Here is a 14,714-nt window from a genome sequence, read left to right on the forward strand (position 1 = left end):
CGCCATGCTCATTTATAAGTACTATCCTTACGGCGGGCAGCAGCGCGACTTTATGCGCATTGCGTTGAGGTGTCTCGAGGCTGGTCACCAGGTCGATGTCTACTGCCTGTCCTGGCAGGGCGATGTTCCAGACGGTATTGTGAGACATCTGGTCCCCGTGTCTGCAATCAGTCGGCATGTTCTGTATCAACGTTATACCGAGTGGACCCAGGCGGCCTTGAAGAAACAGTCCTATGATGTGGTGGTGGGCTTCAGCAAAATGCCGGGACTGGATGTTCATTTCGCCGCTGATCCCTGTTTTGCGGAAAGGATGCGCCGGGAGAATCGCTTTATCAGCCGTTACCTGCCACGCTATCAGCACTTCCTTCGCTATGAGCAGGCGGTCTTTGGTGCCGACCGTCGCACTCAGGTCATGATCCTGTCGCCGCAACAGCAAAAAGATTTCACCGCGCACTATCCCGGCTGTGAAGACAGATTGCACATGCTGCCACCGGGTATCAGCCGTGATCGCTTGCCTGGCGACGACACTGAAGCCGTCCGCACTGCAGTTCGCGATCAATACCAGCGTACCCCGGACGAACTGTTAATTCTCCAGGTCGGCTCCGGATTTCGTGTCAAAGGGCTGGATCGTTCGATTCGTGCGCTGGCGGCGCTACCAGCGGCACTCCGGCAGCGGGCTCGACTTCTGGTCATTGGCCAGGGTCGTACTACAAAGTATCGACGCCTGGCCCGTCGCCTCGGGGTTGGTGACCGAGTGGAGTTTCTGGGTGGTCGTGACGACGTTCCCAGGTTTTTCGCCGCCTGTGATCTTTACCTGAATCCGGCTCACTATGAAAGTGCCGGGTACACCATAATAGAGGCTATCATCAATGGCATGCCGGTATTGACCACCGATGCCTGTGGATATGCATTCCATGTGCGTCAGGCTGGCGCCGGCCAGGTCTGCCCGTCGCCGTTTCGGCAAAAGGATCTGAATGCCCGACTGCACGAAATGCTCATCTCCTCCGACCGACATAACTGGCGCAGCAACGGGCTGGCATATGTAGACAAGGTCGACGTGTTCGGAATGGCGGATACCGCTCTGGCAATCATCGAGTCGGCGGCGAGGCTGGAGCAGGTGCCAGTATGAAGCAGAACCTGCAGATGCGCGAGGATATGCGATTGCACCTCGGTGACAGGGAAGTCTTCACCCAGGCTATGAATTTACAGGGTGACATTTACCGTCAGGCGCCCGGGCGACGGACTTTGCGATTCGAGGTGAATGGTCACGCTTATTTCGCCAAGATTCATCAGGGAGTCGGCTGGGCAGAGATACTCAAGAACCTGTTGACCTTGCGTATGCCAATCATCGGCGCGCGTACCGAATGGCAGGCCATCACGCATCTGACCGAACTGGGTGTGCCTACCATGAAAGTGGCGGCTTTTGGGGAGCGTGGCGCCAACCCGGCACAGCGCGAATCATTTCTGATCACAGACGAAATTGCACCAAGCATCAGTCTGGAGACCTATTGCGAACAATGGGCCAATGACCGCCCGCCGCGTCACTACCGCTGGCAATTGATCAGTGCAGTTGCTGAGATCGCGCGTCGCATGCACAGCAGTGGTATGTGTCACCGGGATTTTTATCTGTGCCATTTTCTGCTGAACTGCCGTAAGGACGGCAGCGTGGCTACCGACGCCGCACCGGTCCTGTCAGTCATTGATCTGCATCGCGCTCTGATCCGTCCGGCGCTGTCCAGGCGCTGGATCGTCAAGGATATTGCTGGACTGTATTTTTCGAGTGAGCCCGCGGGGCTAAGCCGCACAGACTGCTTTCGCTTTATTCGCGATTACACCGGACAGTCACCAGCACAGGTGCTTCGCGGAGACGCTGATTTCTGGCGCCAGGTCATGATCAAGGCAGGGCGCGTCGCCCGCCGGGACCGGCTGAAACCATTGCGCCGGATGGTATCTACGCTCTACCGCGATGGGCCGGACATTGCCCGGCAGCAGGACTTCGGGCGAGTAGCGCTGTTTCATCGCAGCGGTGACTGCGCCGCTCTTCAGCAGTTCATTGCTGATCCTGACGCAGCGATTGCTGAAGGCAGACTCCTTAAAGATGGTGACTCAACGACAGTCGTGAGCCTGCCATTGGGTGGCAAAACCTGTGTGGTTAAGCGGTATAATCTGCGCAATCCGGGCTACCTGCTGCGGCGCCTGTTTCGGCCAAGTCGCGCGTGGTACTGCTGGCGAAACGCGCACTGGCTGCAGCAGATGGGACTGAACACACCCAGGCCGGTTCTGATGCTGGAACATCGCTGGGGTCCGCTGCGGGGCGTTGCCTACTTTGTCACTGAGATTTCGGAGGGTACGGACTTACTTTCCATGCTGTCACAGGATGTGGAGTGCGAAGTGTGGACGGACGTGTTGCGGCAGTTCCGACGTCTTTTTGCGACGATGAAACAGTACCGGATGATCCACGGCGATATGAAAGCGAGCAATTTTCTGTATCATCAGGATGAGCAGGGCGGCAAGCTGATCACACTGGATCTGGATGCGATGCGGCGCGAAGGGCTGACGACGCGTTTTCACCGGTATTTTGAACGAGATGTGGAAAGATTTCTTGCCAACTGGCGCGATAAACCCACCGAGCAGCAGGCCGTCCGTTCGCAGCTTGGTGCTTCGATTACATTAAACAAGGCCGATTGATATGCCTGTGATCACATTGGGACTGTCTGGCGAACTGGGATACGACGCAGCCGCCGCATTGTTTATTGACGGCGAGGTGGTCGCAGCCGTAGAGGAAGAGCGTCTGGTCAGGCGCAAACACGCCCGCGGCATGATGCCAGTCAATGCCGTGCGCTACTGCCTGCGCTCCGCAAAACTCAAGCCCCGGCAGATCGACCAGGTCGCCATATCCTACGCACCAGTTTCCATCTTCGGACGCGCACGCTGGCACTACGCCGCGCGGATGTGGTACGCGCCTGATCGCGCACTCGATGCGCTGTTTAATGGTAATCGTCGTTATCGCCGCTACGTTAAACGCGTCAAGGCCATGCTGGCTGAACTGGCGATTCCCTGGGAGAAAGTGCGGTTTGTCCCGGTTGAGCATCAACTTGCACATGCCGCGAGTGCCTACAATCTCAGCGGCTTCAAAGGCAAAACCGCCATCCTGAGCCTGGACCTGCGTGGAGAATACGCCACGACACTGTTCGCTTATGGCGAAAACGGGCGCATCCACAAAATCAAAGAGCTTTATGAGCCTGACTCTCTTAAAGGTCTGTATGGTGCCATGTGTGATTACCTGGGTTTTGACTCGCTGGATGGTGAAACCAAAGTTATGGGCATTGCCACTTACGGCAACGCAGAAAAATACGACCTGTCGTTTCTGGCCGATTACAGTGGCAAGGATTTTCGCATCAACACCCGCATGATCCGCACTGTCGGTCTGCGGCGCTACAAGCAGCGCAGTGTCGGTTACCCCTACAGTGAAGATTTTATCGACCAGCTGGGCCCGCGCCGGGCTGGTGACGTGTTCCAGGATCCCTATGTGCACTACGCCGCCGCCATGCAGAAGTTGCATGAAAAGATTACAACCGGACTGGTCACCCATTATCTGGCAGATGTGCTGAAGGAAAACGGGCAGCTGGTGATCGCGGGTATGGGCGCGTTTAACGTTAAATTGAATAGGCGCCTGCTGGACCTGCCCTGGGTCAAACAGCTGTATGTACAGCCGATGGCAGGCGACGCGGGCACAGCCATTGGTGCTGCTGCCTACGCTATCAGCAAACAGAATATTGAGGTTGGCAAACTGCGGCATACCTACCTTGGTCCGCGCTTCACTACCGACCAGTGCATACGTGCTTGCAAGGCCCATCGCGATCGTCCGGTGTTCGAAATTCTCGACAGTCCTGCAGAAAAGGCTGCGGAACTGCTTGCCGAAGGTCATCTGGTGGCGTGGTTCCAGGGGCGCATGGAGTTTGGGCCGCGGGCGCTGGGTAACCGTAGTATTCTTGGGAATCCGCGCATCTCCGGCAGTGTTCAGGAGATAAATCAGAAAGTGAAGTTCCGCGAAAAGTGGCGCGCATTTTCACCCAGCATGCTGGAGTCGCTGGCCAAACAAATGCTGGACCTTGATCATGCAGCCGACTTTATGACCATTTCGTTTGACGTTGTGCCTGAATGGCGCGAGCTGTTTCCAGCTGTTGTGTACAAAGATGGCACCACGCGTGCCCATGTGGTGCGCAAGGCAAGCAATCCACGTTTTCATGCCGTGCTGGAGGCGATGGAGAAAAAAACCGGCTATGGGATTGTGCTGAACACTTCACTGAACCGTCCCGGTGAAGCGATGATCTGCAGCCCGGAGGATGCGCTGGACATGTTCCATGGGTCTGACCTGGAATACATGATCATGCAGGACGTGCTGGTTACCAAATCGGACGACGAGGTACAGGGCTGGTAGTCCGCTAAACGCCACGCTGACAGTCAGCGCTATGGCAGTTCCTTTTCAAACACCAGCAAATCTGCGCCGCGCTCGGCACTGAAGCTGCGGATCAGTCGCAGGGCGCCGCGATTGATCTCTGCCTGCAGTTGCTGATCAAAGCTGCCACGCGGTGTCAGGGCGAATATGGTGCCAGGCGAAGCCTGCATCAGTAGTTCCGGCTCCATCTCCCGGCGCACCACATCATAGTCTTCAACGCGGCCTGTTTCGTAGGCCAGATATATTTCATTGGTGACCAGTGGCGCATCGCGGCGCGTGCTCTGTTCAATCCATGCTGTGGCTTCCTGCAGGTGGCGCTTGGGATCCCCAAAAGAAATGTGTGAATCAATAAACGCAAACAGCAGCAGAAAAATCATCAGCCCGGCGAAACGTCTGATCCGGTTTTCGGCCGCAGCAATACGCCAGCTGCGATCGACAATAAACGGAATGAAGATCAGCAGTACTGTGCAGAACATCAGCGCATAGCGGGTAGTGATAAATCGCGTCAGCAGGATGAAGGCCAGCAATATCAGCAATGATGTGCCGGCCCATATCAGCAGCACGTTCATCGCCGGATGCTCAAGTTTTACCAGACGTTTGAGATAACCGTAGGCCAGCAGGGGCGCGCCGACCAGTCCCAGGCTGTCAATCAGGCAGGCGAGCAGTACCGCCAACAGTCCAACAAAAAGGAATATACCGGAATACTGGCCCACGAACTGCGCACCGTAGTCGCCGAACACTGCTGCATTCAGTGCAGCGTCGGGCTGAAAAATATCCTGCAGATTGTTGAGAAAAGGCTGGTAGATCAGCGCGAAGTTTTGCAGTTGTTGTTGCAGCTCGACCTGGCTGAACGCGAACACAATCAGCAGCGGCGCGATGGCCAGCAGGGCGATGATTTCCAGACGCAGGAAACCGCGCCGGCGATTGTTCTCTGACAGTGATTTGTTCATCAGCAGCGTGACAGGTGACACATACATCAGCAGCAGTGCCTCCGGTCGGAACAGGGCGGCAGCCAGACTTGCGGCGACAAACAGCACGGCATGGCGCAGCAGCAGGGTGCGATTGAAGTGGATCAGCTGCAGCATGGCTATCAGTGCAAAACCCAGAAAGCCAATGTCACGAATAATGTAGGCCCGGAACTCATTGATCAGTGGGAAACTGAGGATGACCAGCATGGCAAGCCAGACCACGCGGCGGGTGGGTGCCAGCGCCGCAACCAGATTGACAAAGGCAAGGCTCATCAAAGCGAAGGTAAGTGCGTTTAATAAATAGGCTGCCTGAAACATGCTCAGCCCGGTAATTTTGTGGATCATCGCGATCACAAGTGACATGTGCGCCCACTGATAGTGACCGTAGGCGGCCGACAGGCCCTGCTCAAGCGCGATCTCTGCCGTTCGAACGTAGATGTATGCGTCAGTATTGGGCTGCGCATTCAGGGTCACCGCCAGCCACGACAGCAACAGGCTGGCGAGCACAGTGATCAGTCGGATCAGGGTCAGTGGCGGGAGATGGGGCCTGTATGCCGGGTTCATGGTTGCACTCAGTGACGATCGTGGGAAGGAGGCAGCTGCCTGCTGTACAGATCCGGGCTGCCTTCGGGCCGCGTCTTGAACCGTCTGTGCAGCCAGATGTACTGTTCGGGTGCTTTTCGAATGGCAGCTTCGATCAGTGTATTGATTCGTTTCACGTCGGCGTGGTCGTCGCCCGTCGGATAGTCTTCCAGAGGTTCGCTGAAATACAGGTGATAACCACTGTTGTCGGCGTTGCGATAATGCGCCAGAAAGATGACCAGCGAATTATTAAACCCGGCGTATTTGCTGGTCGCAGTGATGCTGGCGGCAGGTATGCCAAAGAAGTCGACAAAGATGGAATGTCTGGGCCCGTAGTCCTGATCGGCGGCGTACCAGAGCACATGGCCTTCCTGCAGGCGGCGTAGCGCCCGACGTACTTCTTTGCGCTCAACAACGGCGCCGTAGAGACGCTGTCGGCCGCGTTTCATCAGGGCATCGAATAATGGATTCTTGTGGGCGCGATAGGTTACGTCAATTGGGTAAAGCAGCGACATCAGACTGCCAACAAACTCGATGGTCGAGAAGTGAGCGCTGACCAGCAGTACGCCGCGGCCCTGCTCATGTGCCTTGATCAGGTTTTCCAGTCCGGTGGACTGCACCATGTGTTTGAAATCGGCAGGTTTGCGGCACCAGGCCAGACCGATCTCCATGACACCCACGCCATTGGACTTGAAGGTTTCGCGCACGAGTTTACGCTGCTGATCCTTGCTCAGTTCGGGAAAACACAGCTCAATGTTGCGTTGACAGACCCAGCGACGGCTGCCCGCCAGCCGGTACATCAGCAGCCCCAGTATCTCGCCGATCCAGACCTGCAGGCGATAGGGCAGATGTGCAATCAGCCAGATAAACCCATAGGCCAGCCAGGTCGGCCAGTAACGCGGCCCCAGATAGTCGCGTGGATTGTCGCTGTGTTGCGGTCGCTGCCTGCTCACACTTTACCTGTCAGTCTGATTATTGTCAGGCCGCATTGTAGCAGGAACCGCGGCAGGCATGACAAACCGGTGTCCTGCCCGGCAGGATGTCCGGATGGCGGGCTGTGCTATGATGGCCGCCATTGATTGTGTGTATCGCCGACGGGCGACAGGACAGTGAATCCTCATGAATATCGATTTACCGCAATACCCCCTGGCTCGTGTACTGGTGGCCGGTGATGTGATGCTGGACCGCTACTGGCATGGCAAGGCTTCGCGTATTTCGCCAGAGGCGCCGGTGCCGGTTGTCAAAGTGGCAGCCAATGAAGATCGCCCCGGAGGCGCCGCCAACGTGGCCCTCAATATCGCAGCGCTGGGTGCCGCCGCCTCGGTAGCTGGCATCACAGGACGCGATGAAGCTGCTGACGAGCTGCAGGGCAAGCTGCAGGCCGCCGGTGTCGATTGCCAGTTCACATCAACAGACAATATTCCGACCATTACCAAGCTGCGCATCATCAGCCAGCAACAACAGCTGCTGCGGGTCGATTTTGAAGAGGCCTTCCCGGCAGAAGCAGTGGATGCCATGCATCAGCATGTCCAGCAGGCCCTTGAGGCGACCCAGGTGCTGGTGCTGTCGGATTACGGCAAAGGCTCGCTGGCACAGACGCGCCATCTGATCCAGGCAGCCAGAGAGCGCTGCGTGCCGGTCGTGGTCGATCCCAAGGGGACAGACTTCAGCAAATATCACGGTGCTACTGTTATTACCCCCAATCTTTCGGAATTCGAGGCGGTGGTGGGTGCCTGTCACAGCGAGGATGAGCTGATCGAGCGCGGGCAGCGGCTGCGGGAAACCCTGGCGCTGGACGCTGTCCTGGTCACTCGGGGCGAAAAAGGCATGACATTGTTGCAGGCCTCGCGTGCCGCGCTGCACCTGCCAGCCCAGGCGCGCGAAGTATTTGATGTAACCGGTGCTGGCGACACGGTGGTGGCTGTACTGGCCGCATCTTTGGCTGCCGGTGAGGACATGGAAAAATCCGTCATGCTTGCCAATCTTGCCGCAGGGCTGGCGGTTGCCCGTCTTGGCACTGCCGCGATCAGTGGCCCCGAGCTGCGTCGCGCCCTGCAGTCACTGCAGGGAACCGGCCGCGGTGCCATGACCGCAGATCAGCTGGTGATGGCGGTCGAAGATGCCCGCGCGCATGGCGAGAAGATTGTGTTTACCAATGGCTGCTTCGACATCATTCATGCCGGTCATGTGGGATATCTGGCACAGGCCCGGCAGCTTGGCGATCGCCTGATTGTCGCCATCAATGACGACGACTCGGTGCGCCGACTCAAGGGCGAAAGCCGCCCCATCAATCCGGTCGAACGGCGTATGGCGGTGCTGGCAGGGCTTGAGGCCGTGGACTGGGTGGTGAGTTTTACTGAAGATACACCGGAAAATCTGTTGACGCGCCTCCAGCCGGATATTCTGGTCAAGGGCGGCGACTACACCGATGAGCAGGTGGTCGGCGGTGATTATGTCCGCAGCTACGGCGGGCAGGTTAAAGTGCTTTCCTTTCTGGATAACTGTTCCACATCAGCCATTGTCGAGAAAGTGAGGCGCGGCTGAATTCATGTATACTCGCGAGAGACCATTTGCTTGTCAGTCTGAAACCAGGGAGTAAAAACAATGTTAAAAAAGGTGTTTGCTATTGGTACGTTGGTATTGTCGTCAGTGCTTGTTGTCACCGTGAGTGCGCAGCAGGATGAGCCCACACCGCAGGAGCGTGCTGCAGCATCGACTGAAACACGTCAGGCTGTTTTTAAACTGCTGGCCTTCAACATGGCACCGATTAGCGGCATGGCCCGCGGTGCCGAATTTGATGCGGCCCTGGCCGAGCGCAATGCGCGTCGCATTGCCGAGTTGGCTCCGATGATTCCGGAAGTGTTTGCTGCCAACGACACGCGTGAATTCACCGTGGAAACGGAAGCGCTGCCCATTATCTGGGACAATATGAGTGATTTCGAACAGAAAGCGAGTGAGCTGCAGGCGGCCGCGCTGACCTTTGCCGATGTCGCATCAGGCGGTGATCGTAATACCACGATCGCTGCAGTGCGCGCCTTCGGTTCGACCTGTGGCAACTGCCACCGTGAGTACCGCGTCGACTAACAGGCTGTTGAAAAACTATCTGCGTTGCCATTGCTTCGTTAAAAACAGGCTCAAAATGCTCATTTACTCCGTGTAAACTGCGCTTTTTCGCCTGTTTTTGCCTCGCACTGACTGCCTCGATTACGTTTATCAACAGCCTGCAAGCCTGCTGGGGCAATGGCAAATGGCCGGGTCGATAGAGACCCGGCTGTTCACAATCCCCGTTTAAAGAACGCTGCCATGGCTTGCCGGTCCTCATCGGTCAGCCGGCCGGTGTTGTGTTCAATGACCGGTTCCATCTTGCCACCGACATACTCGCCATCGGGTTTCAGTCCGATAAACAGGAACAGCGCCAGGTCGTCCTCAGACCAGTTGGCCAGTGACTCGGCGTCTATTGCTTCAACGTGCCCATCGGGCATTTCCCCGCCAGCAAACTCACGACTCATATCGCTGATGCCCAGTGCATTGCGCGGGGTGTGGCATTCGCCGCAATGGCCCAGATTGCGGCTCAGGTGGGCACCACGGGCAATCATCGGATCGGCGTACTCGGGCAACTCTGGTGTGTTCCAATCGGCCAGTAAGTTCCAGCCGGCCATCTGCCAGCGCATTACCCAGGCCGGCAGCTCATGCTCGGGGGGCTGATTGCTCACTGGGTCCTGCGCCATCAGCCAGGCGGCAATATCCAGTGCCTCGTCATCGCTGATTCCTGAATAGGCGCGGTAGGGAAAAGCGGGGTAGTAAAAACGGCCATCGGGCGAGCGACCATGTTTGATCGCGCGAACCACATCCTGGCCGCTCCAGCCGCCAATGCCAGTTGATGTATCAGGCGTGATATTCGATGCGTAGAAGGTGCCAAACGGTGACTCTATTGCCAGCCCGCCACTGAGTCCGCCAGCGTCCCCCTCATGACAGCTAACACAGCCGCCGGCACTGACGAGGTATTCACCACGCGCAATGGCATCAGACTCGCTGCTGATGTCGTAATCAGGAACAGATGGGGGAGAGAACGCAAAGATGGAGAGTGTAACAAGTAACGCGATGCTCAGGGCCAGGACGACCTCCAGGAGTTTCTTGATCATTGTGCGCTGTGCTCCGGCTGGTGGCTACCGGCAACTGGCGTAGCGAGCATCATGCCCGCCACGCCAGGTGGCACACAACAGACTATATCAGTCTGGCAGTGCCACTGCAGTCAGCTTGCTGCCAGTTTGCAGCATGACGTACTGCTTGCCTTCATGAACGTAGCTCATCATACCGAAATTGCTGGTATCAGGCACTTGTACACGACCAATCTCTTCACCGGTCATTTTATCTACGGCAAACAGGTAAGGTGTACCATCACTGCCTTCGCTGGCGTAGAACAGCATGTTGGCGGTAACCGTCATTGGTGCCAGAGCGCCGGTGCCGGTGCTGCCAATATCCACTCCTGCCAGTGCCGGGTGATCCTTGATACGGTCTGGCGTGTCGCCAACCGGAATCATCCACAGGTGTTCACCAGTGTTCATGTCGATGGCTGTGATGCGGCTGTACGGTGGCTTGTACAGGGGCAGGCCCTGTGGTCCACGTACCGGCAGTGATCGCAGTGCTGCAAAGCGCGAGAAGGTCTGGCCAGTCGGCAGCTCGATCATCGCATCACGTTCCTGTGCGTCAGTCACAACGCGTGAGGAGCAGGCTGAACGCGAAGTCACGTACAGGATGCCATTGACCGGATCAGCGACGGCAGGCCCAGGGATATTGGCGCCACCACCATCACCCGGACACCACAGAGCCGCCATCTTGCCCAGATCATTGTCACGGTGCAGTGGCGGGTTGAACAGCGGTCCAATCTCGTACTGAGCCAGCGAGTCGATTGCCTGCTGACGAAGTTCTGGCGTGAAGTCGATCAGATCTTCGTGCGTCAGGCCCTGCATGTCGAAGGGCGCTGGTTTGGTCGGGAAGGGCTGGGTCGGCGACAGTTGCTCACCCGGGATACGCGACTGCGGTACAGGGCGTTCCTCGATGGGCCACAGCGGCTCACCCGTCAGACGGTTGAAGGCGTATACAAAGGCCTGTTTGGTAGCCTGTGCAATGGCCGGCACCGTGCGTCCGTCGATTTCGACATCCAGCAGCACCGGGGCTGTTGGCGTGTCGTAGTTCCAGACATCGTGGTGAACGAACTGGAAGTGCCAGACACGCTCGCCAGTTTCTGCATCCATGGCGATGATACTGGTACCAAACAGGTTGTCACCGGGAGCATGACCGCCGTAGTAGTCGATCGTCGGCGGGTTGGTCACTGCGTACACAATGCCTGCTTCAACGTCGGCAGACAGCGGTGCCCAGGGCGATACCTCACCCGTCAGCTCTCTTGGGTTCGGGATGCCTTCCCAGGTTTCGATACCGAACTCGCCGGCTTCCGGGATGACGTTGAACTTCCACTTGAAATCACCGGTTGCGGTATCAAAGGCCAGGATGTCCCCTGGGATGTTTTCGATACGCGTCTGGTTATAACCCTGCTCGGCAGAGTTACCCACAACCACTGTGTTGTTGACCACGATGGGTGGTGATGAGGCCGTGATGTAACCTTCTTCCAGCGGAATGCCGTAGTAGGGGTCGAAATCGTAGCCCATGTATTCAGCAATGATGCGCTGCATGTCGACCACGCCGGTCTCAGGAAAACCTTCGATGCCAACCGGGCCGCCGAAGCCTTCCAGTGGGGCGCCGGTCTCGGCATCCAGAGCTGTCAGGAAGAATGCCGGGCTGATGATATAGATGACTCCCCGGCCGTCTACTTCACCGTAGGCAACGCCCTTGCCGTAGTCCTTACGCATGGAATATTCATGACGGAAGGTATGTGGCTCGCGGTAGGACCAGATGGTCTCGCCGCTTTCCGGATCGATGGCGATAACGTGGCGGCGCTCACCAGCAACGGTGAACAGTTTGCCGTCCACGTAGCTTGGGGTGGAACGACCACTGGAGGCATCAAAACTGGCACCATCCCAGATCCAGGCGGTTTCCAGCTGGGTGAAATTGTCTGCGTTGATTTGTGTGGCGGGGGTATAACGTGTGTGAGCGTGATCACCACCGAGGGTTACCCACTCGACGGTCTCCTGGTCCTGGGCGGACAGCGAGGTGTGCGCCAAACCAATACTTATGGCCAGCAGACCTGCCAGCCGCAACGGGTGTGCAGCTCGACCAGTCCCGGCCGGACGTGTGATTTTCATTGTTGTTACTCCTTGATTTTTATTATTCCCGGAGAACCGGAGAGCCTGAACTCCGACACGCAGGTTATGCCTGATTGCACAATGCTGCAAGTGGCAATTTTTACAGTGCGTGGATTCGTCATATACTCAGTGAATTGTGATAAAAACTGAACCAACTCAGGAATCTGCCATGTCAAATGAAAACAAGGACCTGCTTGATGTTGTGATTGTAGGGGCAGGTCTGTCCGGGATAGGCGCCGCCGTGATGCTGCAGCAACAGTGCCCAGACAAGCGCTACTGCATTATCGAAGCGCGGCAGTCACTGGGAGGGACCTGGGATCTGTTTCGTTATCCGGGTATCCGCTCGGACAGCGATATGCACACACTGGGTTATCGATTCAAACCGTGGCGCGATGCCAAGGCGATTGCCGATGGGCCGTCCATTCTCCGTTATGTCAAAGAAACTGCTGCCGAGCACGGTGTCGACAAACAAATCCGCTACGGACAGCGCCTGGTGGCGGCCAACTGGTCGGATGTGGATGCCTGCTGGACGCTGGAGCTTGAACAGGCTGATGATTCGGTCGTGACTCAGCGCTGTCGAATGCTACTGATGTGCTCAGGTTACTATCGCTATGAAAAGGGGCATACACCGGAGTTTGAGGGACAGGCCGATTTCAGGGGGCAGCTTGTGCATCCTCAGCACTGGCCACAGGATCTGGACTACAGCGATAAGCGCGTGGTGATTATCGGCTCGGGTGCCACCGCCATGACGCTGGCGCCTGCCATGGCGGACAAAGCCAGCCACGTTGTCATGCTGCAGCGCTCCCCAACTTATGTGGTTTCCATGCCGGATCGTGATCGTGTAGCCAACGCGCTGCGCAGGGTTCTGCCGGACACCTGGGCCTATGCTCTGACGCGTTTCAAGAATGTGCGGTTCCAGCAATGGGTATACCGGCAGTCGCGACGCAAGCCGGAAAAACTGAAGAAGCGCATTCTCGACATGGTACGTAAAGAGCTTGGGCCAGACTATGATGTCGCGAAGCACTTTACGCCCTCCTACAATCCCTGGGATCAGCGCCTGTGCCTGGTGCCGAACGCCGACCTTTTTCAGTCCATCCGCGAGGGGCGCACTGAAGTGGTCACCGAACATATAGACCGTTTCACCGAAAACGGCATTCTGCTGAAAAATGGCCAGGAACTGGCTGCCGACATCATCGTGACGGCGACGGGTCTGAATATGCAGATCATGGGCGGTGCGCAGTTCAGTCTGAACGGCAAACCTTTGGATTTCGCTGATACCTGGGCCTACAAAGGCCTTATGTATTCAGGCGTGCCCAATCTGGTCATGACATTCGGGTATATCAATGCGTCATGGACTTTGCGGGCTGATCTGACGGCAGAATTTTTCTGTCGCCTGATCAATTATATGGATGAACATGACGCGCGCGTCGTGCGCCCGACGCTGCGTGAGGAAGACCGGGGAATGGAGGCTAGACCGTTCATTGATGACTTTTCGGCGGGCTATATGCAACGCATGATGCATCGCTTCCCCAAACAGGGTGACCGGGCACCGTGGCTGAACACGCAGGATTACGGCAAGGACCGCAAACTGCTCAGCCGTGACTCACTGGACGACGGCGTGTTGGTGTTGGGGTGACTGTAGCCGCGCTGTAAGGCCTGCCAGTGCTCTTTGTTAAAGTGGAACGTCGCTTCGCGCTGTTCCCATTTGCCGAGTGAGCGGCGCAGGCGGTTGAGGTTGTCACGCCGCCAGCCCTTGTGCCGTCCGCGGCGGATGGCACACTTATCAAAGTCTATCAGGTAGATTTTTCCCGATCGGGTCAACAGGATGTTGCAGGCGTTAAGATCGGTATGGTCGATATTGTGGTGGTGGAAGCGCTGGATGATTCGCCCAATGGCTTCCCAGGTGGTGTCTGACAGGTTTTTTTCGCTGAGGACTTCTGCCAGTGTCTGGGCATCTGCGATACGTTCCGTGATCAGGTCACCCTGGTAGCATAATGGCGAGGTTCGCACACAGCGTGTTGCGACCGGGCGAGGGACGGGCAGCCCCAGGTCCCGCATCTGCCCAAGCAGCAGGAACTCGCGCCACATTCGGCTGCGTTCAGTGCCACTGAATAGATAGGAATTTTTGATCATGCGGCCCAGCAGGCCGCCACGGTGGTAGGTCTTCAGCACCAGCTGCAGGCTGTCATGTTCATAAAACATGACATTACCGCGCCCGCGCGAGCACGTGTCATGTTGTTCGCGCGCGAGTGTTTCGCGGCAGAACAGGCCTGGCTGGTAGTCGGCCAATACCTTCTGGTTGATCAGTACCGAGGCATTTTTGTCTTTATAGTGTTTATATTGCATGTGACCACTCTACGCGAAGGTCATTGTCATCTTCGTGACGTAGATCATTGTTCTTATGTACCAGACCGAAGATTACCGCGCCTGTTTTCGATAATATAG

At 56.9% G+C, this 14,714-nt stretch carries 11 protein-coding genes; 6 read left to right on the plus strand and 5 right to left on the minus strand.

Going from position 1 to position 14,714, the window contains the following annotated elements; genetic code table 11:
* Positions 1-4 precede the first annotated feature (4 nt).
* The 3 genes from LVD14_RS04330 to LVD14_RS04340 are packed head-to-tail and all read left to right on the plus strand — an operon-like array spanning position 5 to position 4,441.
* Positions 5-1,129: a glycosyltransferase family 4 protein gene (locus LVD14_RS04330; protein WP_237132803.1), complete on the plus strand. Its 1,125-nt coding sequence runs from the start codon at positions 5-7 to the stop codon at positions 1,127-1,129.
* Positions 1,126-2,688 carry a lipopolysaccharide core heptose(I) kinase RfaP gene (gene rfaP, locus LVD14_RS04335; RefSeq protein ID WP_237132804.1) on the plus strand — a complete coding sequence of 521 codons (1,563 nt, stop codon included), beginning with the start codon at positions 1,126-1,128 and terminating at the stop codon, positions 2,686-2,688. Before LVD14_RS04330 ends, rfaP begins: the two co-directional genes overlap by 4 nt.
* 1 nt (position 2,689) lies before the next feature.
* Positions 2,690-4,441: a carbamoyltransferase gene (locus LVD14_RS04340; RefSeq protein WP_237132805.1), complete on the plus strand. Its 1,752-nt coding sequence runs from the start codon at positions 2,690-2,692 to the stop codon at positions 4,439-4,441.
* Between the two features lie 29 nt (positions 4,442-4,470).
* Here the strand turns inward: LVD14_RS04340 and LVD14_RS04345 are convergent, their stop codons facing one another.
* On the minus strand, positions 4,471-5,991 hold the full coding sequence (locus LVD14_RS04345; RefSeq protein ID WP_237132806.1) for a hypothetical protein: 1,521 nt from the start codon (positions 5,989-5,991) through the stop codon (positions 4,471-4,473).
* An 8-nt stretch (positions 5,992-5,999) separates the two neighbouring features.
* Positions 6,000-6,962 carry an LpxL/LpxP family Kdo(2)-lipid IV(A) lauroyl/palmitoleoyl acyltransferase gene (lpxL, locus tag LVD14_RS04350; protein ID WP_237132807.1) on the minus strand — a complete coding sequence of 321 codons (963 nt, stop codon included), beginning with the start codon at positions 6,960-6,962 and terminating at the stop codon, positions 6,000-6,002.
* 166 nt (positions 6,963-7,128) lie between these two features.
* Here lpxL and hldE point away from each other — a divergent pair, with 166 nt between their 5' ends.
* Both hldE and LVD14_RS04360 read left to right on the plus strand, forming a co-directional pair.
* Positions 7,129-8,553 carry a bifunctional D-glycero-beta-D-manno-heptose-7-phosphate kinase/D-glycero-beta-D-manno-heptose 1-phosphate adenylyltransferase HldE gene (hldE, locus tag LVD14_RS04355; RefSeq protein ID WP_237132808.1) on the plus strand — a complete coding sequence of 475 codons (1,425 nt, stop codon included), beginning with the start codon at positions 7,129-7,131 and terminating at the stop codon, positions 8,551-8,553.
* A 60-nt stretch (positions 8,554-8,613) separates the two neighbouring features.
* The gene (locus LVD14_RS04360) at positions 8,614-9,093 is read left to right on the plus strand and encodes a c-type cytochrome (protein WP_237132809.1); all 480 of its coding nucleotides are present in this window, start codon (positions 8,614-8,616) and stop codon (positions 9,091-9,093) included.
* Between the two features lie 191 nt (positions 9,094-9,284).
* Here the strand turns inward: LVD14_RS04360 and LVD14_RS04365 are convergent, their stop codons facing one another.
* On the minus strand, positions 9,285-10,151 hold the full coding sequence (locus LVD14_RS04365; RefSeq protein WP_237132810.1) for a cytochrome c: 867 nt from the start codon (positions 10,149-10,151) through the stop codon (positions 9,285-9,287).
* 87 nt (positions 10,152-10,238) lie between these two features.
* On the minus strand, positions 10,239-12,269 hold the full coding sequence (locus LVD14_RS04370; protein ID WP_237132811.1) for a PQQ-binding-like beta-propeller repeat protein: 2,031 nt from the start codon (positions 12,267-12,269) through the stop codon (positions 10,239-10,241).
* Positions 12,270-12,438: 169 nt separating this feature from the next.
* Between LVD14_RS04370 and LVD14_RS04375 the strand changes: the two genes are divergently transcribed.
* Positions 12,439-13,905, plus strand: a complete 1,467-nt coding sequence (locus LVD14_RS04375; protein WP_237132812.1) for a flavin-containing monooxygenase — start codon at positions 12,439-12,441, stop codon at positions 13,903-13,905.
* Here the strand turns inward: LVD14_RS04375 and LVD14_RS04380 are convergent.
* Positions 13,839-14,615, minus strand: a complete 777-nt coding sequence (locus tag LVD14_RS04380; RefSeq protein ID WP_237132813.1) for a 3-deoxy-D-manno-octulosonic acid kinase — start codon at positions 14,613-14,615, stop codon at positions 13,839-13,841. The two genes, LVD14_RS04375 and LVD14_RS04380, sit on opposite strands and share 67 nt — an antisense overlap.
* Positions 14,616-14,714: the final 99 nt, after the last annotated feature.

Origin of the sequence: Pseudohongiella sp. O18, assembly GCF_021729085.1 — a bacterium.
In the GTDB taxonomy this organism is placed as follows: domain Bacteria; phylum Pseudomonadota; class Gammaproteobacteria; order Pseudomonadales; family Pseudohongiellaceae; genus Pseudohongiella.